Annotated in this window: 11 protein-coding genes and 1 pseudogene; 4 read left to right on the top strand and 8 right to left on the bottom strand. The window is 72.6% G+C overall.

The window, feature by feature from the left end; all coding sequences use genetic code 11:
* Positions 1-59: 59 nt before the first annotated feature.
* The 3 genes from HWX36_RS26235 to HWX36_RS26245 are packed head-to-tail and all read left to right on the top strand — an operon-like array spanning position 60 to position 9,585.
* Positions 60-278 (top strand): MbtH family protein, encoded by a 219-nt coding sequence (locus HWX36_RS26235; RefSeq protein WP_175956066.1) that lies wholly within the window; start codon positions 60-62, stop codon positions 276-278.
* Between the two features lie 50 nt (positions 279-328).
* Entirely contained in the window at positions 329-9,022 is an 8,694-nt protein-coding gene (locus tag HWX36_RS26240; protein WP_175956069.1) for a non-ribosomal peptide synthetase, read from the top strand.
* A 38-nt stretch (positions 9,023-9,060) separates the two neighbouring features.
* A complete protein-coding gene (locus tag HWX36_RS26245) occupies positions 9,061-9,585 on the top strand; it encodes an aspartyl/asparaginyl beta-hydroxylase domain-containing protein (RefSeq protein WP_175956071.1) in 525 nt (174 codons plus the stop codon).
* A gap of 40 nt (positions 9,586-9,625) precedes the next feature.
* Here HWX36_RS26245 and HWX36_RS26250 read toward each other — a convergent pair whose 3' ends face one another.
* Genes HWX36_RS26250 through HWX36_RS26270 form a run of 5 tightly spaced genes read right to left on the bottom strand, consistent with a single transcriptional unit; the run spans position 9,626 to position 18,238 of the window.
* Positions 9,626-10,360 (bottom strand): glycosyltransferase, encoded by a 735-nt coding sequence (locus HWX36_RS26250; RefSeq protein ID WP_244136515.1) that lies wholly within the window; start codon positions 10,358-10,360, stop codon positions 9,626-9,628.
* A 49-nt stretch (positions 10,361-10,409) separates the two neighbouring features.
* Positions 10,410-13,511 (bottom strand): efflux RND transporter permease subunit, encoded by a 3,102-nt coding sequence (locus HWX36_RS26255; RefSeq protein ID WP_175956076.1) that lies wholly within the window; start codon positions 13,509-13,511, stop codon positions 10,410-10,412.
* Entirely contained in the window at positions 13,508-14,779 is a 1,272-nt protein-coding gene (locus HWX36_RS26260) for an efflux RND transporter periplasmic adaptor subunit (RefSeq protein WP_175956079.1), read from the bottom strand. Before HWX36_RS26260 ends, HWX36_RS26255 begins: the two co-directional genes overlap by 4 nt.
* Positions 14,776-16,362, bottom strand: a complete 1,587-nt coding sequence (locus tag HWX36_RS26265) for an efflux transporter outer membrane subunit (protein ID WP_175956081.1) — start codon at positions 16,360-16,362, stop codon at positions 14,776-14,778. Before HWX36_RS26265 ends, HWX36_RS26260 begins: the two co-directional genes overlap by 4 nt.
* On the bottom strand, positions 16,340-18,238 hold the full coding sequence (locus tag HWX36_RS26270; protein WP_244136516.1) for an amino acid adenylation domain-containing protein: 1,899 nt from the start codon (positions 18,236-18,238) through the stop codon (positions 16,340-16,342). Before HWX36_RS26270 ends, HWX36_RS26265 begins: the two co-directional genes overlap by 23 nt.
* Positions 18,239-18,563: 325 nt before the next feature.
* On the opposite strand from HWX36_RS26270, the gene HWX36_RS26275 reads away from it, so the two are divergent.
* Entirely contained in the window at positions 18,564-18,950 is a 387-nt protein-coding gene (locus HWX36_RS26275; protein ID WP_244136517.1) for a hypothetical protein, read from the top strand.
* Positions 18,951-19,040: 90 nt separating this feature from the next.
* On the opposite strand, the gene HWX36_RS26280 is transcribed toward HWX36_RS26275, so the two are convergent.
* The 3 genes and pseudogenes from HWX36_RS26280 to HWX36_RS26290 all read right to left on the bottom strand — a co-directional run bounded on the left by HWX36_RS26280 (position 19,041) and on the right by HWX36_RS26290 (position 23,118).
* Positions 19,041-20,246: an alpha/beta hydrolase gene (locus HWX36_RS26280; RefSeq protein WP_175956085.1), complete on the bottom strand. Its 1,206-nt coding sequence runs from the start codon at positions 20,244-20,246 to the stop codon at positions 19,041-19,043.
* Positions 20,247-20,411: 165 nt separating this feature from the next.
* Positions 20,412-21,237, bottom strand: a pseudogene (locus HWX36_RS26285) (LuxR C-terminal-related transcriptional regulator).
* Positions 21,238-21,291: 54 nt separating this feature from the next.
* Entirely contained in the window at positions 21,292-23,118 is a 1,827-nt protein-coding gene (locus HWX36_RS26290) for an alpha/beta fold hydrolase (protein ID WP_244136518.1), read from the bottom strand.
* Positions 23,119-23,666: the final 548 nt, after the last annotated feature.

Raw genomic sequence — 23,666 nt, forward strand, 5'->3', positions numbered from 1 at the left:
GCGCCGGCTCGTCTTTCGTTTCGGATAACGGATTATTGGATTCAACCAGGAGAACACAAATGGCAGACCTCGATCACGACACCGTCTACACGGTCGTCATCAACGACGAAGAACAGTATTCGATCTGGCCGACCTACCGGCCTGTGCCCGCCGGCTGGCGCGAAGCCGGCAAGACCGGCACCGAGGACGAATGCATCGCGTACGTCGACGCGGTGTGGACCGACATGCGCCCGCTCAGCCTGCGGCGCTTCCTCGAACAAGCGCAGTCGCAGTCGTAAGCGCCGCCCTGCCGATCCCCATGCCAAACCGACAGAGCGACGGAGCGTTCATGAACCACGAAACCGATCTTGATCTCGATTTCGATCTCGATCTTGCGCTGCTGAAATCCCTCGCGGGCGACGACGTCGCCGCGCTGGCCCCCGACCGCGCGATCCCGCGCAGGCCGCCCGGCGCGGCCGCGCCGCTGTCGTTCGCGCAGCAGCGCCTGTGGTTCCTGCACGCGCTGAACGAAAGCGGCAGCGGCTACACGATCGGCAGCGCGTTCCGGCTGCGCGGCGCGCTCGACGAGGCGCTGTTCGTCGAATGCGTCGACGAACTGGTGCGCCGCCACGACGCGTTGCGCACGGCGATCCGCATCCGCGACGGCGTGCCCGAGCAGCACGTGTGCGCGCCCGGCAGCGCCGACCTCGCGATCGAGGACTGGACCGGCCGCGCCGACGCCGCGCGGCACGCGACGCTCGTCGACGCGGCGCGCGCGCTGTTCGCGATGCCGTTCGATCTCGCGGCCGGACGCCCGTTCCGGCTGCGCATCGTGCGGCTGTCGGCGCACGAGCATGCGGTGCTGATGCATCTCGATCATCTGTTCGGCGACGCGACGTCGATGAGCATCCTGCTGCGCGAGCTGATCGGGCTGTACGATGCGCGGCGCGCGGGCCGCCCGCACGCGCTGCCGCCGCTCGGCATCACTTATGGCGACTTCGCCGCATGGCAGCGCGCGGGCGGCGAGGACTGGGCGCGCGAGCGCGCGTACTGGCGCACCCAGCTCGCGGGCGCCACGCCGCTGGAGCTGCCGCTCGACGGCGCGCGCGGCGCCCGCCCCGTCCGGCGGCGTTACGCGGCGCCGGCCGTGCGGCTGCTGTCGGCCGCGATTCCCGCCGGCACCGTGGCGGCGCTCGAACGCATCGCGCGCGACGAGCGCACGACGCTGTTCGCCGTGCTCGTCGCGGGCCTGATGGCGCTGCTTGCGCGACATGCGAGACAGGACGACGTCGTGATCGGCACGTCGGTGTCCGGGCGCGATCGCATCGAGACACAGGCGCTGGTCGGCTTCTTCGCGAACATGGTCGTGCTGCGCGGCGACCTGTCCGGCGACCCTGGCCTGCGCGAGCTGACGCGCCGACAGACGGCCGTGATCCGCGACGCGATGAGCCATGCGGCGCTGCCGTACGACAAGCTCGTCGACGAGCTGCGCGTACCGCGCGAAGCGGGCCGCAACCCGCTGTTCCAGGTCGCGGTCACGATGCTCGACCAGGCGCCCGACGCAACCTTCGCGCTCGGCGGCCTGACGGTCGAGCCGATCGTCGCGCAGGAAGCGTCGCGCTTCGATCTCGAACTGTTCTTCGCGCGCGACGGCGACGGGCTTGCGCTCGCGCTGTCGTTCGACGCGGACCTGTTCGAGCGCGCGTCGGTCGAGCGGCTGGCCGCGCAGTTCGGCACGCTGCTCGAACACGCGGCGCGAGCACCCGATCTGCCGGTGTCGAGGCTCGCGCTGTCGAGCGAGCCGGCGACCGGCGAAGCGCCGCACGCCGCCTGCCCCGATGCACGCTTCGAGCCCGTGTACGAGCGCGTACGTGCGCACGCGCTCGCCCGGCCCGACGCCATCGCGCTGCGGTTCGGCGACGCGACGCTCGATTACGGCGCGCTCGACGCACGCGCCGACGCGCTCGCGCACCGGCTCGTCGACGCCGGCTTCGGCCCCGGCACGCGCGTCGGCCTGTGGTTCCGGCCCGGCTTCGACACGATCGTCGCGATGCTCGCCGTGCTGCGCGCGGGCGCCGCGTACGTTCCGCTCGATCCCGGCTATCCGGAAGCGCGCGTGCTGACGCTGCTCGAAGACGCGCGGCCCGCCGTCGTGCTCACCGAGCGCGCGCTCGCGGCGACGCTGCCCGCCGCCGCGCACGCGAACCCGGCGGTCTGGTCGATCGACGACGACGTCGCGTGCGCGCCGCCCGTCGCGCCGCGACCGCTTCCCGCGCCCGACCCCGACGCGCTCGCGTACGTGATCTTCACGTCGGGCTCGACGGGCCGCCCGAAGGGCGTGTGCGTGACGGCCGATAACCTCGCGCGGCTCTTCACGTCCACGGCGCCCCTGTTCGGCTTCGACGAGACCGACGTGTGGACGCTGTTTCATTCGAGCGCCTTCGATTTCTCGGTGTGGGAGATCTGGGGCGCGCTCGTGCACGGCGGCGAGCTCGTGATCGTGCCCGAGGCGGTGCGCCGCACGGCCGACGCGTTCTACGACCTGCTGTGCGACGCGCGCGTGACCGTGCTGAACCAGACGCCGTCGGCGTTCCGCCAGCTGATCGCCGAGGAGGAACGCAACGGCCGCGAGGCGGCGCTCGCGCTGCGTCACGTGATCTTCGGCGGCGAGGCGCTGGAGCTGTCGAGCCTGCGCGGCTGGATCGACCGCCACGGCGACGACGCGCCGGTGCTCGTCAACATGTACGGCATCACCGAGACGACCGTGCACGTCACCTACCGGCGCATCACGCTCGCCGATGTACGCGGGCGCAACGGCAGCCTGATCGGCGAGCCGCTGCCGGACATGACGATCAGGCTCGTCGACCCGCACCTGCAGCCGGTGCCGCCCGGCATGGTCGGCGAGATCCTGGTAGGCGGCGCGGGCGTGGCGCGCGGCTATCTCGGCCGCGACGCGCTGACGGCCGAGCGCTTCATCGTCGACGCCGCCGGCAACCGGCTCTACCGCAGCGGCGACCTCGGCCGCATCGACGCGCACGGCCGGCTCGAATACCGGGGCCGTGCGGACCAGCAGGTCAAGCTGCGCGGGTTCCGGATCGAGCTCGGCGACATCGACGCGGCGCTGCGCGAGCATCCGGCCGTCGCAGATTGCGCGATCGTCGTGACGGGCGCGGGCGACGCCGCACAGCTCGCCGCGTACGCGGTGCCGCGCGACGGCGACAGCGGCGCCGGCACGCGGCAAGCAGCGCCCGACACCGCGCCCGGCTGGCGCGACAGCTTCGACATGATCTACAGCGCCGGCGCGGCCGACGACGAGCTGCTCGACATCGTCGGCTGGACCGACAGCTACGACGGCGCTCCGATCCCGCGCGACGAGATGCGGATGTGGCGCGACGAAATGCTCGCGCGCATCCGCGAGCGGCCGCCGCGCCGCGTGCTCGAGATCGGCTGCGGCAGCGGCATGCTGCTGCTGCCGCTCGCCGCGTCGTGCGAGCGCTTCGTCGGGCTCGACTTCTCCGCGCAAGCGATCGCGCGGCTCGGCCGCGTCGTCGAGCGGCGCGGGCTGCGCACGGTGACACTGGTCGAGCGGGAGGCCGCCGCGCTCGACGGCCTCGATGCCGATTTCGACACGATCGTCATCAACTCGGTCGCGCAGTACTTTCCTGACGCCGCGTATGCGCTGCGCGTCATCGAACGCGCGCTCGACCATCTCGCGCCGGGCGGCCGGCTGATCGTCGGCGACCTGCGCAGCCTGCCGCTGCTGCGCCAGTTCCACGCGACGAAGCTGCTGCGCCGGACGGACGGCGCGCGCGAGCGCGCAACGCTGCGCGCGCAATTGAACCGGCTCGTCGAGCAGGAGCCCGAGCTGCTGTTCGATCCGGCGCTGTTCGATGCGCTCGCCAGCCGGCGCGACGACGTGACCGACGTCGACGTGCGGCTGAAGCACTTCGCGAGCGGCAACGAACTGGCGTCGTTCCGCTACGACGCGATCATCACGAAGACGGGCGGCGAGACGATCGCGGGCGCCGCGCCGCGCGACGCCGGCGCCGCGGCCGTGGCCGATCTCCGCGCGCTGTGCAGCGACGCGCTGCGCGCCGAAGCGGGGCTCGTCGTCCGGCGGATTCCGAATGCCCGCGTCGCGCAGGCGAATGCGTTCGTCGCGTGGCTCGACGCCGACGACGACGGCGCGCCGCTGCCCGAGCACGTCGCGACGACCGCGCACGCCGACGCGGTCGATCCCGCCGCCGTCGACGCGGCGGCGGCGGCGGCGGGTGCGGCGTGCCGGCTGCGCTGGTCGCCGAATGACGCGTACGGCGCGTTCGACGCGTTCGTCGGACCGCTCGATGCCGCATCCGGCGCATCGGCGGCGCCCGGCACGAGCGCCGCGCCGCTTTCCACCGACGACGATCTGCTGCGCTTCTTCAACGTGCCGTTCCGCCAGGCCGACGACCTGCCGCGCACGTTGCGCGCGCATCTGCAAAAGCGCCTGCCTGCGCACATGGTGCCGGCCGCCGTGGTGCTGCTCGACCGTCTGCCGCTCACGACGAACGGCAAGCTCGACCGCGCCGCCCTGCCGTCCGCGCAGCAGGCGGCGGCCGTCGCGGCGCCGGCAACCGACGACACGCGCGACCCGGCGACCGCGACCGAGCGGGTGGTCGCATCGGTCTATGCGGAAGTGCTCGGCATCGTGCGCGTGGGCCGCGCCGGCCACTTCTTCGAACTCGGCGGCCATTCGCTGCTCGCGACGCAGGTGGCCGCGCGGCTGCGCGACGAACACGGCATCGACCTGCGGCTGCGGACGATCTTCGACCATCCGACCGTGCAGGGCCTTGCAGCGGCCATCGATGCGGCCGCGCATGCGGTCGAAGCGGACGGCGCGCAACGGCCGGCCGCCCCGGGCAGCGAGCCGCCGGGTGAACGGCCGAGCGCGTCACCGGCAAGCGCGCGCGCCGCCTCACCGTCGCCTGCGCGCGCGAACGCGAACACGAACGCGGCAACGCCCGCCACCACCGGCCCCGCCGCGCCGCTGTCGTTCGCGCAGCAACGCTTCTGGTTCCTCGACCGCCTCGCGGGCGGCGACAGCGCGCTCTACCACATCGCGTCCGCGCTGCGCCTGCGCGGGCCGCTCGACGTCGCCGCCGCGCGGCGCGCGATCGACGCGATCGTCGCGCGCCACGACAGCCTGCGCACGACGTTCGCGCTGGAAGACGACGCGCCGCGCCAGCGCGTGCATGCCGACTGGCGCCCCGAACTGCGCGTCGTCGATCTCGCCGGCGCGGACGACGCGGCCGTGCGCGACGCCGCCCGGCGCTTCGCCCGCGAGCGCTTCGATCTCGCCGCCGCGCCGCCGCTGCGCGTCGGCCTGCTGACGCTCGGCGCGCACGACGCGCTGCTCGTCGTCGCGATGCATCACATCGTCTGCGACGGCTGGTCGCTCGGCCTGTTCGCACGCGAGTTCGCGCACGGCTATGCGCACGACGCGCCGCTCGACCCGCTGCCGTTCGGCTATGCCGACTACGCGTCGCGCCAGCGCGCAGCGGCGTCCGGCGCACGCCTCGACGCGGCGCTCGAGCGCTGGCGGCAGCGGCTCGCGGGTGCGCCCGAAGCGCTCGCGCTCCCGACCGACCGCCCGCGGCGCGTGCAGCGCAGCCACGCGGGCGGCAAGGTGTCGTTCACGCTGGACGCTACCGAAACGGCCGCGCTGCGCGCGCTCGCGCGGCAGGCCGACACGACGCTGTTCGTCGTGTTGCTCGCGGGCTACGCGTGGCTGCTCGCGCGCGACGCGGGCCAGGATGAAGTCGTGATCGGCAGCCCGATCGCGCAGCGGCCGTCGCGCGACGCCGAGCGCATGATCGGCTGCTTCCTGAACACGCTGCCGCTGCGCTGCGACTTCCGCGGCGGGCCGAGCGCGCGCGATGCGCTCGCCCGGCTGCGCGATGTCGTGCTCGACGCGTTCGAATGGCAGGACGTGCCGTTCGAGACGATCGTCGCTGCGTCGGGCCACGCGCGCACGCTCGATCGCACGCCGCTGTTCCAGGCGATGCTGGTGCTGCAGAGCGCGCCGCAGCACGCGATGCGGCTGCCGGGGCTCGCGATCGACGCGTTCGACGACGACGAGACAGCCGCGCAGTTCGAGTTGACCCTGTTCGCGCACGAGGACACGTCGTCCGGGCAACTGCGGCTCGACTGGCAATACGATGCGGACCTGTTCGATCGCGACACGATCGACGCGCTGGGCGCGCGGCTGCGCCGGCTGTACGCCGAGATCGCGCGCGTGCCCGACGCGCCGCTCGCACGGCTCGACGGCCTCGACGACGCGGCGCGCGCACGACTGCTCGCGTTCGGCGACCGGCGCGCGGCGCGGCTCGACGCGCCGCTCGTGCACGACGCCATCGCGCGCCACGCGCGCGCCACGCCCGACCATCCGGCGCTCGTCGCCGCCGATCGCACGCTCGGCTACGCCGAACTCGACGCCGCCGCGAACCGGCTCGCGCGCCAGTTGCGCGCGCTGGGCGTCGGCGCGGAGACCGTCGTCGCCGTCGCGCTCGAACGCTCGATCGACGCCATCGTCGCGCTCGTCGCGATCCTGCGCGCGGGCGGCGTGTACGTGCCGGTCGATCCGGAGCAGCCGCTCGCACGCGCGGCGACGATCCTCGGCGAGGCGCGGCCCGCGCTCGTGATCACGCGCGCCGCGCTCGCGCCACGCTTTGCCGACGCGGCCCGCGCGGTGGTGCTCGTCGATCGCGACGCGGCCGACATCGCCATGCGCGACGCATCGCCCGTCGATGCGCCGGTGCATCCGGACGCGCTGGCCTACGCCCTCTTCACATCCGGCTCGACCGGCGTGCCGAAGGGCGTCGCGATCAGCCATCGCAGCCTCGCCGCGTCGACGGCGGCGCGGCTCGCCGCATACCCGCGCGTGGCGAGCATGCTGCTCGTGCCGTCGCTCGCGTTCGACAGCTCGATCGCGACGCTGTTCTGGATGCTCGCGAGCGGCGGCACGCTGCACCTTCCCGATGCCGACGGCGCGCGCGACCCGCGTGCGCTCGCCGCCGTGGTCGAGCGCGGCCGCGTCGCGGGCTGGCTCGGCGTGCCGTCGCTGTACAAGCTCGCGGTGGACCTGTGCGCGGCGGCGCTCGCGCCGCTCGAAGTCGTGGTGCTCGCGGGCGAGACGCTGACCGCGAACGTCGTCGACGCACACTACCGGCACGGCCCCGCGTGCCTGCTCGCGAACGAATACGGCCCGACCGAGGCGACCGTCTGGGCCAGCGTGCAGTTCGTGAGCCGCACGCCGGCCGGCGCCGCGCCGATCGGCGCGCCGATCGCCGGCAGCCGCCTCGTCGTGCTCGACGCGCGCGGCGAACTCGTGCCCGTCGGCGTCGAAGGCGAGCTCTACATCGGCGGCGCCGGCGTCGCGCGCGGCTACCTCGGCCGCCCCGGGCTCACCGCCGCGCGCTTCGTGCCGGACCCGTTCGCGCACGGCGAACGGCTGTACCGCACCGGCGACCGGGTCCGCTGGCGGCGCGACGGCACGCTCGACTTCGTCGGCCGGCGCGATGCCCAGGTCAAGCTGCGCGGCATCCGCGTCGAGCTGACCGAGATCGACGCATGCCTCGCGTCGCATCCGTGGGTCCGGCAGGCGGCCGCGCGCGTCGTCGCGCACGACGACGACCGCCAGGAGCTGATCGCCTATGCGGTGCTGACGGACGACGCCGGCACGCACGACGCAACTGAAATATTGCGTGCGCATCTCGCCGCGCACCTGCCCGCCGCCATCGTGCCGGCGCGGGTGCTCGCGATCGACGCACTGCCCGTCAACGCGAACGGCAAGCTCGACCGCGACCGCCTGCCCGCGCCCGAGCAGTCGCGCGCCGCTGCCCGGGACGAAGCCGGCAACCCGACCGAGGCCGCGCTGCGCGCGCTGTGGGAGGACATGCTCGGCCGCCCGGTCGACTCGCTGCACGCGGACTTCTTCACGCTCGGCGGCGATTCGCTGCTCGCCGTCAAGCTGGCCGCGCAGATCGAGCGCCGCTTCGGCGTCGCGCTGCCGCTCGCCACGCTGTTTTCGCACGCGGGCGTCGCGGCGCTCGCCGCGGCCGTCGATCGCGCCGTGCATGCGTCGCACGCGACGCCCGTGCGCGCGGACATCGCGTCCGGCGCCGCGGTGATCCCGCTCGGCGGCGACACGCATGCACACCGCGCGACGATTGCACTGCTGCCCGACATTTCCGGGCTCGTCGTGTCGCTCGTGCCGCTCGCCGCCGCGCTCGGCGCGCGCTATCGCGTGCTCGGGTTGCAGGCGGCCGGGCTCGACGAACACACGACGCCGCTCGCCGACGTCGGCGCGATCGCCGCCGCGCATGCACGCACGCTCGCCGATGCGGGCGCGACCCAGGCGCCGCTCGTCCTCGTCGGCTATTCGTGGGGAGCGAGCGTCGCCGCGTGGGTCGCGCGCGAGCTCGAACGCGACGGCACGCCGCCGTGCCTCGTCATCGCGCTCGACGCGCCGCCCGCGAGCGACACCGCCTTCGCCGCGCAGCTGCCCGCCGACGAGCCGGGCCTGCTCGAATACATGACGACCGCGCTCGCCGAATCGCTCGGCCGCGACCTGCGGATCGACGCGGCCGCGCTCGCGCCGCTCACGCACGCCGAGCGGATCGGCGCATTCGCCGAACGGCTCAAGGCGAGCGGCGTCGTGCCGCCCGACGTGCTCGCGAGCCGGATCGCGCGGATGATCGACGTGTACCGCGCGAACCTCGCCGCCGACAAGGCGCTCGCGAACCTCCCGGCGCCCACGCCGATCGGCGTGCCGGTCGCCGTCTGGGTCAGCGACGGCGGCGCGCACCCGGCCGGCGGCGGCGCGGATCTCGGCTGGGCGGCGCACACGGCGGCGGGCGTCTCGCTCCATCGCGCGGCGGGCGACCACCTGAGCATGGTGCGCGACGCGCACCTGGCCCCGCTCGCCGCCGCGATCGCCGCGCGCATCGACGCGGCGCTCGACGCCGCCCGCGTATGCCCCGCGCCACGCAACGACGCAAGCTGATCCTTTCACGCATTTTTCAACGCCGAGGAGCAACGCCCATGTTCTTTCCGCCCGAGCGGTTCCCTGCGCTTCAAGCTGTCGCACAGGGCTGGGAAACCATCCTGCACGAGCTCGACGGGCTCGCGCAGGCCGCCTTCATGAAGTGGCCCGAGACGAACATCTACGATGGCAACTGGACAGTCTTTCCGCTGTTCAAGCTCGAGCAGCGCGTCGAGCAGAACTGCCTGCTGTGCCCGGAGACGGCGCGCCTGCTCGAAACGGTGCCCGGCCTAGTGAACGCCGGCTTCTCGTCGCTCGCGCCGGGCACCTACATCGGCCCGCACTACGGCTACACGAACGAGGTGCTGCGCTGCCATATCGGCCTGAAGCCGTCCGAGAACTGCGCGATCCGCGTCGGCCCGGACGTGCGCGGCTGGAGCGCGGGATCGTGTCTCGTGTTCGACGACACCACCGAGCACGAAGCATGGAATCGCGGCACGAAAACGCGGGTCGTGCTGCTGTTCGATTTCAAGCGCGATCCGTCGCGCACCGTCACGTTCCCCGCCGAGGTCCATACCTACTGAGCGAACCCGCGGCGGCGCGCCGCCGGCCGCGTCCGCGCGGTCAGCGCCGCGCGCCGCGCACCCTGGCCTGCGCGGCGAACAGCGCGCGCGTCAACCGCGACAGCAGTCGCACGTGCGGCGGCTGCCAGTTCAGGTCCATGTCGTGACGGGCGTACGCGCCCGCGTCGGCCGCCGCCTGCGCGGACGGCCCATCGGGCTCGAACACGTGGCCGGGGCAGCACAGCGTCGACGGCCAGGCGGCCACGCCGCTGCGCTCGATGCACATCGTGAAGAAGCGCGGCCCCGTCGTCGCCGCGATCTGCGCCGCCGCGCTCGCGCGCAGGCGCGCCGGCAGGTCGTCGAGCTGCGCGGTCGCGCCGTCGCGCAGCGCGTCGAGCACGGTGTGCCACAGCGGATGGCCGGGCGCGCTGCCGATCAGCGCGTTGTTAAAGCCGCGCGTGGCCGACAGCACGAGGGCACGGCCGTCGAGCAGCGCATCGACGGGCCGCAGGCTTTCGATATCCATGTCGGCATATACGCCGCCGAACGTGTCGAGCACGCAGTAGCGCGCGCTGTCGATGCGCTGGATGTCGTGCGCGAACGCATCGTAGCGCGGCAGGAACCAGCGCTGGTGGCGGGCGACGTGCGCGCGCAGCGTGCCCGCATCCCACACGCGCAGCGTCCAGTCCGGATGATGCCGTTGCCACGACGCGCGGTAGCGACGGTACTTGCCCGGCAGCAGATGCTCGCCTTGATACCAGATCTGATGAAGCGTTTTCGGGATCGGATGGTTCACGATGTCCTCGCCGCTGGATTGAATGATTCCGCCACGCAGAAACAGCGATTCAGCAATCGACCGCCTCGCGGGCGCGTTCGGCGGCCGCGCCGCGCTCGTCCGGGCCCTCGCGACCCTCGTCATGCGCCGTGTCGCCCGCGCGCGACGCAAGCCGCCGTGCGAGCCGCGCCTGCAGCGCATCGAGCAGTACGAACGCGACGGGCACGAGCAGCAGGCTCAGCGCGGTCGACGTAACGAGGCCGCCGATCACGGTGATCGCCATCGCGGAACGGAACACGTCGCCCTGCGCATCGAACGCGAGCGGCAGCAGCCCGCCCATCATCGCGAACGTCGTCATCGCGATCGGCCGCGCGCGCTTGCGGCAGGCGTCGACGATCGCGTCGACGCGCGACAGCCGCTGCCGTTCGCGCGCGACGAGCACGTACTGCACGAGCAGGATCGAGTTCTTCGTGCACAGGCCCATCAGCATCAGCAGGCCGACGAGCGACGCCAGCGACAGGCTGAGCCCGCTCAGCGCGAGCATCGCGGCCGCGCCGCCGAGCGACAGCGGCAGCGCGACCAGCACCGTCGCCGGCAGCACGAAGCCGCCGAACAGCAGCACGAGGATGCCGTACACGCACGCGAGGCCGAACAGCATCGCGTAATAGAAGCCGCCGAACAGCTCGTCGAGCGATTCCGCGTCGCCGCTTGCGCTGCGCCGCACGCCGGCCGGCAGGTCGCGCAGCGCCGGCAGCCGGTCGACCTGCGCGATCACGTCGCCGAGCGGGCGGTCGGCGATCCCGACGTCGAGCGTCACATAGCGCTCGCCGTCGCGACGATCGATCTGCGCGGGCTCGCTGTCTTCGACGAGCCGCGCGACGCTCGCCAGCGGCACGCTGCCGTCGCGCCCCGGCACCGGCAGCCGGGACAGCCAGTCGCCGGCGCCGTCCGCCGCATGCACGCGCACCGGCACCTGCCTGCCGCCGACGTCGAGCCGCGGCAGGCGCTCGGGCGCATCGCCCGCGGTCGCCACCCGCAGCGCGTCCGCCGCCGCTTCGCGCGTGACCCCGAGCGCGGCGGCGCGCGGCCCGTCGAGCACGACCGCGAGCGCCGGCCGGCGCGAAGCCGCCGTCGATGCGACCGCGCCGAGCCCGGGCGCCGCGCGCAGCGCCCGCTCGACGCGGCGCGCGATGTCGTCGAGCAGGCCGCCGTCGCGGCTCGACAGCACGATCGACACCACCTTGTCCGTCTGCTTGTCGCCGACCGTGAAGCGCACGCCCGGCACCGCGGCGAAGCGGCGCGCCAGCTCGGCCTCGACCTGCGCCTGCGAGCGCGCGCGCGACGCGGGCGGCGTCAGCGCGAACGTCAGCACGGCCGAATCGGTCGCGTCGCCCGCCGCGCCGCGCTCGCCGATCGTCGCGTACACCGACGCGATCTCGGCCACGCCCACGGCTGCGCGCCGTGCGGCCTCAACGGCGACGCGCGTCGCATCGAGATCGCTGCCGGGCGGCGCCTGCACGCCGACGACGATCTCCGCGCGATCTTGCGCCGGCAGGAACGCCTTCGGCAGCGCCGCGAGCGCCACTACCGACGCGCAGACGAACGCCGCGCCGACCAGCAGGCAGCGCCACGGCCGCGCGACGCACCACCGCACGCACGCGAGATAGCCGCGCATCACCCGACCGTCGTCGTGCGGCGGCGCGGCGCGGCGCAGCCAGTACGCGGCCATCATCGGCGTGAGCATCCGCGCAACCGCCAGCGACGCGAGCACGGCCGCCGCCGCGGTCCAGCCGAACTGCTTGAAGTAGCGGCCGATCGCGCCGTTCATGAACGCGGTCGGCAGGAACACCGCGACGAGCGTGAGCGACGTCGCGATCACCGCGACGCCGATTTCGCGCGCGCCGTCGAGCGCGGCGACGCGCGGCGGCTTGCCGTCGCCGAGGTGGCGCGCGATGTTCTCGACTTCGACGATCGCGTCGTCGACGAGCACGCCGATCACGAGAATCAGCGCGAGCATCGTGAGCTGGTTGAGCGAGAAGCCGAACCACGCCATCGCGAGAAACGCGGGCAGAATCGACAGCGGCAGCGCCGACGCCGACACGAGCGTCGCGCGCCAGTCACGCAGGAACAGCCACACGATCACGACGGCGAGCACGCAGCCTTCGTACAGCGCGGACATCGCGCCGTCGAACACGCGCTGGATCGGCTCGACGTAGTCCGCCACGCCGCGCACCTCGACGCCCGGGTGCGCGCGCCGCAGCCGTTCGATCGCGTCGCGCACGCCCTGCGCGACACGCACTTCGTCCGCGCCCGGTGCCTGCATCACCTGCACGCCGACCACCGGCCGGCCGTCGAGGCGCGCGTCCTGCGTCGGGCTCGCGGTCGCGTCGCGGATCGTCGCGAGATCGGCGAGCGTCGCGCGCCGGCCGTCGCCCAGCGCCAGGTCGAACGCGCCGAGCGCCGCGACGCCCGCGGCCGCCTGCGCCATCCGCACCGACTGCGCGCGGCCGTCGATATCGACGCGCGCGGCAGGCGCATCCGCGAGCCGCGCACGCACCTGCTTCGCGACGTCGCCCGCATCGATGCGCAACCCCTGCAGCGCGACGGGATTCAACGCGACGTCGATCTGCCGGTCCACGCCGCCCTGCCGCACGACCCGAGCAACGCCCGGCACCGCGAGCAGCGCCTTGGCGAGCGTCGAATCGACGAACCACGACAGATCCACCGGATCGAGCCGCGTCGACGACACCGCATAGACGAGCAGCACGCGCTCGATGCGCTCTTGCGCGACGATCGGCTCCGGCAGGTCCGGCGGCAGCCGGCCGCGCACGCGGCCGACGGCAGCGCGCACGCGCTCGAGCGCGTCGCGCGGATCGGCCTCGAGCGCGAACTGGACCGTCGTGTGCGAGCGGCCATCCGTCACGCGCGACAGCACGCGCTTGACCGCGCCGAGCCCGGCCACACCCTGCTCGATCGGTCGCGTCACGTCGCGCTCGAGCTGCGACGGCGTCGCGCTGGGCAGGCTCGCGTCGATCGCGATGACGGGCGCATCGACGCTCGGCAGCTCGGCGACCGGCAACGCGCGAAAGCCGAGCGCGCCGCCGATGCACAGCAGCGCGAACAGCAGGATCGTCGGCAGCGGCCGGCGCACCGACCATTCAAGAAAGTTCACGGCGTGCCCTCGTTTCCCGCGACGCGCACGGATGCTGATGCGGATGCGGGCGCGCTTGCGGCGACCGGCGCGCCATGCGCGGCGGCGTCGCCCCCCGCGACGATCGTCACCGCGTCGCCTTCGTCGAGCAGGCCCGCACCCGACGCGACGACGCGCGCATCCGGCCGCAAGCCCGCGAGCACCTCGACGCGCCCGTCCTGCGCGCGGCCGCGCACCAGCTTGACCGGGTGGACGCGCTGGCGCGCGTCGACCGTCCACGCGTAATGAAAGCCGTCGCGCGCGACCACCGCCGCCTCGGGCAGCGTGAGCGCGCGCGTGCGCCCCGTCACGATCGCGCCGGACGCGAAGCCGCCCGCCTGCAAGCCGGCGTCCGCCGGCAGGTCGACGTAGACGATGCCCGCGAGCGTCGCCTTGTCGAGCACGGGCGCCACCTGGCGCACGACGCCGCGCGCGGTGCCGCCGTCCGCGCGTGCGAGTTCGACGGCCTGCCCCGGGCGGACCGCGACGAGCGCGCTCGCGCCCAGCTGCGCACGCCATTCGAGCCGGCCGCCGCGGATCAGCGTGAACAGCGTCGCGCCGGCGGCGGGCACCGCGCCCTCGATCGCCTTGCTGGCCGCGATCACGCCATCGTCGGGCGCCCGCACGATCGCGCGGCGCAGCTGCAGCTCGACGCCCGCGAGACGCGCGCGTGCGCCGGCCATCTGGGCGACGCTCACCTTCTGCTGCGTTTGCGCCTTGATCAGTTCCTGCCGGCTGATCGAGCCGGTTTCGTCGAGCGTCCTGGCGCCGTCGAGCTGCGCGCTCGCCTGCGCGAGCCGCGCATTCGCCTCGGCGACGGCCGCGTCGGCGTCGGCACGCTTCACCGCGAGGCCGGCCGTGTCGAACCGCGCCAGCACCTGCCCTTTGCGGACCCGGTCGCCGACACGCGCGTCGACGGTCGCGAGCGGCAGCTCGCCAGGCGCCGTCAGTTCGATCTCGTCATAGGCGGCAATGGCGCCGCTCGCCTGCTCGCGCGTCTCCCAGTCCCGTACTTCGGGCGCGACGACGGTCACGCCGAGCGCGGCGTGGCCGGCGGTGGCGGCATCGCCGGTGCGGGGCGCGGCCGGGTTCGTGGTCGCGTTCGCGGTCTGACTCGTGCGCGGGTTCGCGGCCGAATCGGCCGACGGCGCGGACGGCTGCGACGGCCCGCACCCGCCCGCGAGCATCGCGGCAACGATGGCCAGTCCCGCCGCGCACCGCGCCGTGCGCGTGGTGTGCCCGCCGTTCATCGCGCCGCCTCGCTCACGATCCGCGTGCCGCTCGCCGCCGGCGCGTCGTTCGCAGCGTGCATATCCGTCGCCGCCTGCGCACCGCTTGCCGCATCCGTCCGGGCCTGCCCGTCGCCCGCCGCGCTCCCCTCCTGCCAGCCGCCGCCGACCGCGCGGTACAGCGCCACCCAGGCCTGCGCGCGCTCGAGCCGCGCGGACGCGACCGACTGCCGGCTCGTCACGTACTGCCGGCGCGCGGTCTCGACCTCGAGCACGTCGCTCGAGCCCACGCGAAACCGCCGCTCGACGGTCTGCGCGTAGCGCTTGTAGTTCTCCTGCGCGACGAGCGCGGCCCGTTCCCGCCCGACCGATGCATCGACCCGTACCAACGCGTTTTCGACTTCCATCACCGCCTGCCTGACCATTCGTTTGTAGTTCGCGAGCGCCTCGTCGTAACGCCCGCGCGCACCTTCGACGCGCGCCGCGCCGCTGCCGCCGTCGAACAGCGGCACCGTGAGCGTCGGGCCGAACATCCACGGCCGCAGCGTCAAGGACTGCCCGCCGCCGGCCTGGTACCGGTCGATCTCGATCGAGCCGGACAGCGACACCGACGGCAGGCGCGCCGCGATCGCCGCGCCGATCTCCGCATTGGCTGCGGCGAGCGTGCGCTCCGACGCGCGCACGTCGGGCCGTTGCTCGATCGTGCGCGCCGGTAGCGCGTCGAGCGCGCCGCCGTGCGGCTCGGGCACCCGCGCGTAGCCCGCCGCGAGCCGCGTGTCGAGCGCATCGCGTGCCAGGCCGGTCAACGCGACGAGCTCGTTGCGGTCCGCCTCGCACTCGGCGCGCTGGCGCGCCAGCACGTCTTCGCCTTCCGCCAGCGACGCCTGCGGCAGCGTCGCGTCCGACGGAGACAGGAAGCCCGCCGCGACGCGCTGCCGCGTCACCGTGTCCGTCGCGTTCCGCGAGCGCTGCTCGTCCTCCTGCGCGGTGACGAGCGATTCGCATGCGCGCGTGCGGAAATACGCGTCGGCCACGTCGGCCGCGACGCTCACGCGCGCGTCATGCCATTCGTCGACGCGCGATTCGACGCGCGCATCGTCGGCCTGCAAAGCGCGCCGCGCCTTGCCGAACAGATCGAGTTCCCACGACGCCTGCAGGCCCGCGCGCGACGTGTCGAGCTCGCCGCTCTGAACCGACGTCGACTGGCTCACGTCGTTCGACGTCACCGCCTGCGTGTTCGCGTTCGACCGGTTGAACGACGCGATGCCGTCGAGTTTCGGCAGCAGGCCGGCCACGCTGGTCGCGCGGCTCGCCCGCGCCTGCCGCATCCGCGCGAGCGCCGCGTCGATCGTCGGGCTGTCCGCCTGCGCCGCGTCGATCAGCGACGACAGCGCCGGATCGTCGAACTGCCCCCACCAGCGCGCGAGCGCGACGACGCTGCCGTCGTGCGGCAGCGTCGCGCGCCACGCGGCAGGGATCTTCAGCGACGCTGCGTCGGGCGGCCGGTAGGCCGGCCCGAGCATGCAGCCGGGCAGGACGACGAGCAGCGCAACGAGCGGCGCACGCGACGCCGCGCGCACGTCAGCAAGCTTGAGCAGGCGCATCGGCGCGACGCGACCGGATGAAGCCCGCGAGCGCCGCCGCCGTCGCGCCGCGCTTGAGCGCGCCGAGCTCGAACTCGACGCCATACGTCGATTTCAGTTCGACGAACGAACGAATCAGCGCGAGCGACGTGCCGCCGAACGCGAAGAAATCGTCATCCGGCCCGATGCCCTTGAGCCCGAGCCGCTCGCGCCACACCTGCAGCACGGCGGCCAGCTCGTCGGTGCGCGGCGCGCCTGCGTCCGGTTCCGCGGCCGGCGCCCACGCCGCCGTTTCCGGCGCGGGCAGCGCGCGCTTGTCGGTCTTGCCGTGCGCGGTCAGCGGCAGCGCGGCAAGCACGACGTAGGCCGACGGCCGCATGTGATCCGGCAGATGCGCGGCCGCGCGCGCCTTCAGGCCGGCGATCGTCGCGTCGGTCGCGCGCCGCGCGTCGTGCGCCGGCACGACGTACGCGACGAGCCGGCAATCGCCTTCGCCATAGTCGTGGCCGCACACGTGGCACGCGTCCAGCCACCCGTCCTGCATCAGCGTCGCCTCGATCTCGCCGGGCTCGATCCGGAAGCCGCGAATCTTCAGCTGCTCGTCGGCGCGGCCGACGTACACGTATTCGCCGTCCTCTCCACGACGCGCGAGGTCGCCCGTCCGGTACGCACGCACCGATTCGCCCGTTTGCGGGCAGCGCAACTGCACAAAGCGCGCCGCGGTCAGTTCGGGCCGGTTCCGATAGCCGCGCGCGACGCCCTTGCCCGCGACATAGATCTCGCCCGTCGCGCCGTCGGCAACGTGCCGCCCATGCTCGTCGAGCAGGTGCAGCCGCAGGTGCGGCAGCGGCACGCCGATCGGGCTCGCCGCCGCCTGCGTGTCGCGTTGCGTGATCCGCTTGAACGACACGTGCACGGTCGTCTCGGTGATGCCGTACATGTTGATGAGCCGCGGACGCGCGTCGCCATGGCGCGCGATCCACGGCGCGACCAGCGACGGCGGCAGCGCTTCGCCGCCGAAGATCACGTAGCGCAGCGCGAGCGGGAGCGACGCGCCGCGATCGACCGCTTCGAGTTGCCGAAACGCCGACGGGGTCTGGTTGAGGATCGTCACGCGGTGGTGCGCGAGCCAGCGGTGGAACGCGGCCGGTTCCCGCGACACCGGGAACGGCACGACGGCGACTTGCGCGCCGGTTAGCCACGCCCCCCACACTTCCCATACCGAGAAGTCGAAGCCGATCGAGTGGAACAGCGACCACACGTCGGACGCGTCGAATTCGAACCACGCGCGGGCTTGCTCGATCAGGTGCAGCACGTTGCGATGCTCGACCATCACGCCCTTCGGCTTGCCGGTCGAACCCGACGTGTAGATCACATAGGCGAGATCGTCCGGGCTCGACTCCGGTTCGACGTAGCCGTCCTCGGGCGCCGTCGCCGCGAGCGCGGGCAGCATCGCGTCGATCGCGAGCGCGCGCACGTTCGCCTGGTGCTCGCCGGGCAGCGGCTCGAGCGTATCGGACGTGCAGACGACGACTTCCACGCCGCTGTCCGCGACGACGTGCGCGACACGTTCGCGCGGATAGGCCGGATCGATCGGCAGATATGCGCCGCCCGCCTTCAGGATGCCGAGCAGCGCGACGAGCATGTCGACGCCGCGCGTCATGTAGAGGCCGACGAGCGCGCCGCGCGCGACGCCCCGTTCACGCAGCTCGCGCGCGAACGCCGACGCCAGATGGTCCAGCTCCGCATAGGTCAGCCGCCGCGTCTCGTCGGACGCCGCGATGCGCGTTGGGAATTCGCGCGCACGCTGGCCGAATGCGTGATGCAGCGAGCGGCCGTCCGGACAATGGCGCTCCGCAACGCGATGGTCGCCTCGGGTCGATTCGGAAACTTGCACTGCGATCCCCCTTTTCAACGAACGGCGGATCGCCCGGACGGGCGACCGCATCAGGCACCGGATGCGTCGATTGGAACATCGAAGCATCGCGCTGTCTGTCGCAGAAAACTGGGACAGTTGCCCGCGCGGCGGAACCGTCGCCGGGGTGCCGGCGGCCCGGCGGTCATTCAGCGCCTGTCCCGGCTATCCGTTACAGACGCCGATGCGGCCGGGTGTTTGAATCACATCGGCAGCCGGGGCCCGTTCACGTTGGCCACGCACGTTCGCCCGACCATCCATCCCATCCGTCGTGCGGCAGGCCGCCGGCAGAGCCGGGTGCCGCGTCATGCTCGTTGCGGTTTCCGATCGTCGCGAGCCACGTCGCGGCGCTCGATTCGGACGTGCCGGCCGCCCACGCCACCGCCGACGCGCCCGCGGCGACGCAAACCGGCCGGGAGCGGCTCGCGCGACGGTTCGCCGAGCGCCTGCGGCAAGCCGGCGTCAAGCTGTCGACGCGGGAGATCGAGGCTGCACGGCGCTTCTCTCCGGCGACTCGGCGGCCGCCATCGCCAGGCGCTTCGCGCTACGCGAAAGCGCCGTCGAGACCTACCTGAAGCGCGCGGCGGTCAAGCTCGGCTTCGGCGGGCGTCACGGGCTCGCCCGCTGGATGCCCGACGAGGCAGGCGACGGCCTGCTCCGGCTCGACCGCGCGTCGCCGCTGATCGACGCCTGAGAGGATGTTCAAAAGGCGCTATGGGGCTGTTACCCCGGAGTCGTGCCTGTCAGCTTCGACCGATGCGGCCCACGGGCCGCGCTTCGCGCGTCACGCGTGGTCCGCGAGAAACTGCAGCGCGCGCGACGCCGACAGCGCCGTCGCGCGGAACAGCTTCGGATGGCTGCCGCCTACCTCGACCTCGAGTCGCGCGCCCGGAATCCTGCCGGCGACGAACACCGATCCGCCGCAATGCGCGACCTCGTCGTCCTCACCCGCGACGACGAGGGTCGGCACGCTGACGCGCGGCAGCAGCGCACGCGCGTCGACCTTGTTGAGCGCATCGCTCAGCTTCGCATACCGGTACATCAGTTCCGCATTCGTATACGGATAGAGCGCCGCGTGCGCGATCTCGGCGGCCACGGTCACGAGCGTCGACGAATCGGCGAACATGCGTTGCAGATCCTGTGCGACGGCGCGCCCTTGCGCGGCGGCTTCCATCAGCCACGCGTAGTTGCGCTGATGTTTCGTGCGCAGCGCGTCGTCCGACAGGTTGTAGTCGCCGTACCACAGGCTCAGCGACGCCGTCCGCGCCGGCTGCGCGAGCGCCGCCTGCAGGGCGACGACGGCGCCGCCGCAGATGCCCATCAGGTGCGCCCGGTCGACGTCGAAGCGATCCATCACCGCGAACAGGTCGTCGACCTGTGCATCGACGCCGGTGCGGGCCGCGTCGAACGCGTCGCACGCGCCGAACAGCGCGCGCGTCTCCCAGGTCAGCACGAAGTGGCGCTCGGCGAGCACATCGAACCAGCGCTGGCACAGGTCGAGCGGCATCCCGCACGGCAACGCGAGCACGACCGCGGACCGGTCGCGCCGCGAGCCCGCATACGCGGACAGCGCAACGCCCGGTTCGCGTGCGATCCGCACGCGCTCGACACCGGCGCTCAGCGCATCGAAATCGAAGTCGTCCGCGGCGCGCTGCGCGCCGGCCAGCCGTTCCGGCGTGCCGAAGTGGTCGTACCGGTAATCGAACGCCGCGCTGATGCGCCGGCTCATCAGCAGTTCGAACGACGAAAGACGCGCGGCGCCGTCGGGATCGAACCGCACATCGCTCGCGCCGATGCGCGCGAACGCCTGCGCGACGATGCGCTGCGCGTCGTGCGCGCCCGACGCCGGGCGATCCGCGCTATCGTCGAACAGACACAGGCAAACAGGCCCCGGCAGGCTCGTGGCGAGGTGCCGGAACGCGCGGATCGTGCCGAACACGCGCAAGTCGAGGGTCGAGTCGTCCAGTACGGCAGCGGTCGAGTCGTGCATGAAGGGATTCCAGGCGGTCGATGATGGAAGAGGCATGCCGGCGCTCAGCCCGGCAAGTCGATTGAAGCACCGCTGCGCCGCGATGTCTGCAACGGAAAGCCGGGACAAAAACGCGCGCCCCGAGCGGCGTTGGCCGCGTCGGCGCGCTTGCGCCGCCGTTGTCCGTCAGGCGGCCGACGCGCACGGCGCGCTATCGTCGATCATCCATTTCGTGAGCCCGTGCCGCCCGCTGATGCCGAGCTTGACCGCCGCGCGCTTGATGCAGGTTTCGACCGGGCCTTCCTTCACGCCGAGCTCGTCCGCCATCTCGCGCAGCATCTTGCCCGTCAGGAGCCCGAGGCACACTTCGCTTTCGCGCGCCGACAGCACGACCGACGCGCGCGAGCCGCGCTTCGAACTCGCGGCGCAGCGTCTCGCCCCCCCCCGGCGCGCCTGTCGCCGGATCGCGCGGCGCCACGCATGCCAGCGCGCCATGCCGCCACGTCGACGCATGCCACTCGACGAGCGGCAGCAGCGTATCGGCGAAGTTCTTCAGGAACGACATTTCCTGCAACGAGAAGTCGCGATGCGACGACGTGCGATGCAGCGAGATCACGTAGCGGCGATTGGCCTTGCGCGACACGAGATGACACTGGAATCCCGCGCCCGCCCCGCCGCAGCGGCAACACGTTGCCGCGCCGCGCGCGCGGGTTGATGTGAATCAACTGACGGTCGCTGGCGGACACGATCCAGCTCACCGGCGGATGCCCGGCCGGATCCCGCTCGACCTGCTCCGCGGGCGGCACCATCCGCAGGTCGTCGCGGGGCGCGCCGGACGCGCCGAGCGATTGCACGTCGACGACCTTGCCCGCCGGCTCGTTTAGCGTCCATTCGGTGATCCCGGTGATCGCGAGCGGAATCGACTCGGCCAGCAGCACGGCATGTCGGATGCGAACCGCTCGCTGCCGGCGCTCGAAATCACCTTGCCGAGGTTCGCGAAGACTTCGACCATCTGACGCCCTCCTTGTATTGCATGCTGAAGGCAGCGGCGCGCCACCGGTGCAGCTCAAGCCGCACCCGTTGCGCCGCCGCGCACCGCCTGTTGCCACCACTGCGCGAAGCGCTCGACATACGGCGGCCGAATCATCGTGTAGTGATTGCCGGGACAGCGCCACAGGGCCATCCGCGGCGCGAAGCGCCGCCAGCCGGACAGCACGTCGTCGGGCGCGAAACTGCGCGCCGGGTCGTCGCAGTCGGCGGCGAGAACCAGCGTCGCGCGCCCGGCATAGACGCCGGCCGGACGGTACGCGGTGCGCAGCGCCGTCCCGTAGGTGCGCACGATGCCTTGCACGTCGCGCGGCCCGGAGCCGCCGCGGATGATGCGGGCGTCGACCATCCCGCGATGGAGCATCGCCCATTGCCCGCGTCGGTCCGCGCGAAACAGCGCGTCGCGCTCGATGCCGAGCGAGCGGCCGGTGGCCTGTTCGAGCGCATGCACGAGATTCCACACGACGCTCGCGAACGTGTACTGGCGACCCAACCGGCCGGCGGACGCCGGCGCCTCGGTGTCGACGATCGTCAGCGACGCGGGCGGGCGGCCGCCCGCCTGCAGCCGGCACGCGATTTCCATCGCGACCCAGCCGCCGAACGAATGGCCGATCAGATGCACCGGCTCGCGCGCGTCGGCCGCCAGCCGTTCGACGACCGGCAGGTACGCCGCCGCCGCCGCGGCGACGCTCGCATGCGGCGCAAGCACGCCGTCGAGGCCGCGCGGCTGAAGGCCGTGCATCGGCCAGCCCCGCTCCACCGCGATCGCGAACGGCAGGAACGTCGCGACGTTGTCGCCCGCGCCCGGAATCAGCACGACGGGCGGGTAACCGGGCGTCCCCCGCTGGATCGGCAGGTGCGGGAGATAGCTCGTCTGCAGCGGCTGTGCGTGGCGCTCGCACTGCAGCGCATGCGCGATCGCACGGCCGAGCGCCGGCGCGACGCCGCCCGCCGCCACGTGCCGTGCCGGCACATCAACGACGCGGCACATGCCGGGCTCGAGCCGCGCCGCCCAGCCGTCCGCGCGATCCGGCAACGTCGCGGCGTCCGCGCCGGCGTTGCGCAGCTCGAACCAGTGAACGGGTAGGGGCAGCGAAAACGGCTCGTAGTGCGCGAATGCGTGATCGAGCGCCGCCCAGCGGTCGAGCCAGCGCTGCAACTGCGCATCGCTCAGGCCGCGCAACCCGGCCGGCAGCAGCCCCGCGTCGCGGCACCGGGATGCGATCCCGGCAAAGTCCGACGTGGCAGCGTCCTCGAACAGGTCACGCGGATCGATCGCGCGCGCGCCGGCGGCGGCGCCCGCTTCGCCGTCGAACAGCCGCAGCCATTCGGCCCGGCGCAGGTCGCGCGCATGCGCCGCACCGCAGCCGCTTGCCACCAGTTCGACGAGACGCACGCCGGGCGCCGCATCGGCGGCCTGCCCTGGCCGGGCGGCCGCGGCCGCCGCAGCCAGCGACGCATCGGCGATGCCGAGAAACTCGACGGTCTCGTCCCGCCCGGTCAGCTGGGTCGCCACTTCGTAGGCGAGCAGGCCGCCGGAGGCCCATCCCGCGAGCCGGTACGGCCCGCGCGGCTGGAGCGCGACGATGCGTTCGAGCAGGCGCGTGGCGAGCCATTCGACAGTTGGCGGCATATCGAGCGATGGATTGCCCGCAGGATCGGCGTCCAGCTCGCATACGCGCCAGCCCGCGCCGAGATGCTCGGAGACGTGCCGAGCGCCGTCGCTCAAGCGTGCATATCCGGCGATCCAGAATACGCCGTGCGCGTACGACCGATCTTCAGGCGCGGCGACCGCGGCCCCGTCATCGACGATCGACAAGCCCGATGACAAGCGTGAAGCAGACACGATGTTTCCTCCGTATTCGGCGACGCCATGGAGATGGCGTCGCATTGATCAACGATCGTTACTGGCAAATGCCGCGAAAATCCGGCGCGACCGCTTCCATCACCGGGCTTTGCCGATCGGCCGCTACCTGGCAAGCCAGGGGGAAATCGCCTCCGCAAAACGAAACAATTATTCTCATTAAATTTTAATTGCGCACATCTCAGTCGGTCATGATAGCGAAAATTTTAATTTTTGCATTTGGCAAATCGCCAGCCTTATACAACGGAACTACCCGGCCGGCGAATTCCGAGAATCCGAAAGCCGTGCGCGCGCCCTGACTGCGTTCGGACTTGAAAACCCTCCGTTTCCCGCGATTGAATTCGGTAAAATCCGGCAGCTCAGATGAGCGACCATCCGCGCCACAGTGAGCGGTTCGACACGGTAATCGCCGAATGCCGTCATTTCCGCGCACTATCTGAAACGTGGAAAATCAGGGTTTTTCGGTCAACTGTTTCGCATCATTCAATGATCGTTTCAATCCATCATGCCGCCGGATGTGCATTCCAGAC

The organism is Burkholderia sp. BCC0405, assembly GCF_902833075.1.
Taxonomy (GTDB): domain Bacteria; phylum Pseudomonadota; class Gammaproteobacteria; order Burkholderiales; family Burkholderiaceae; genus Burkholderia.

What these genes read in the sequence shown, in the direction of transcription:
- HWX36_RS26235 (WP_175956066.1), top strand. Translation starts at nt 60, where the DNA reads ATGGCAGACCTCGATCACGACACCGTCTACACGGTCGTCATCAACGAC.
- HWX36_RS26240 (WP_175956069.1), top strand. Translation starts at nt 329, where the DNA reads ATGAACCACGAAACCGATCTTGATCTCGATTTCGATCTCGATCTTGCG.
- HWX36_RS26245 (WP_175956071.1), top strand. Translation starts at nt 9,061, where the DNA reads ATGTTCTTTCCGCCCGAGCGGTTCCCTGCGCTTCAAGCTGTCGCACAG.
- HWX36_RS26260 (WP_175956079.1), bottom strand. Translation starts at nt 14,779, where the DNA reads ATGAACGGCGGGCACACCACGCGCACGGCGCGGTGCGCGGCGGGACTG.
- HWX36_RS26265 (WP_175956081.1), bottom strand. Translation starts at nt 16,362, where the DNA reads ATGCGCCTGCTCAAGCTTGCTGACGTGCGCGCGGCGTCGCGTGCGCCG.
- HWX36_RS26275 (WP_244136517.1), top strand. Translation starts at nt 18,564, where the DNA reads ATGCTCGTTGCGGTTTCCGATCGTCGCGAGCCACGTCGCGGCGCTCGA.
- HWX36_RS26280 (WP_175956085.1), bottom strand. Translation starts at nt 20,246, where the DNA reads ATGCACGACTCGACCGCTGCCGTACTGGACGACTCGACCCTCGACTTG.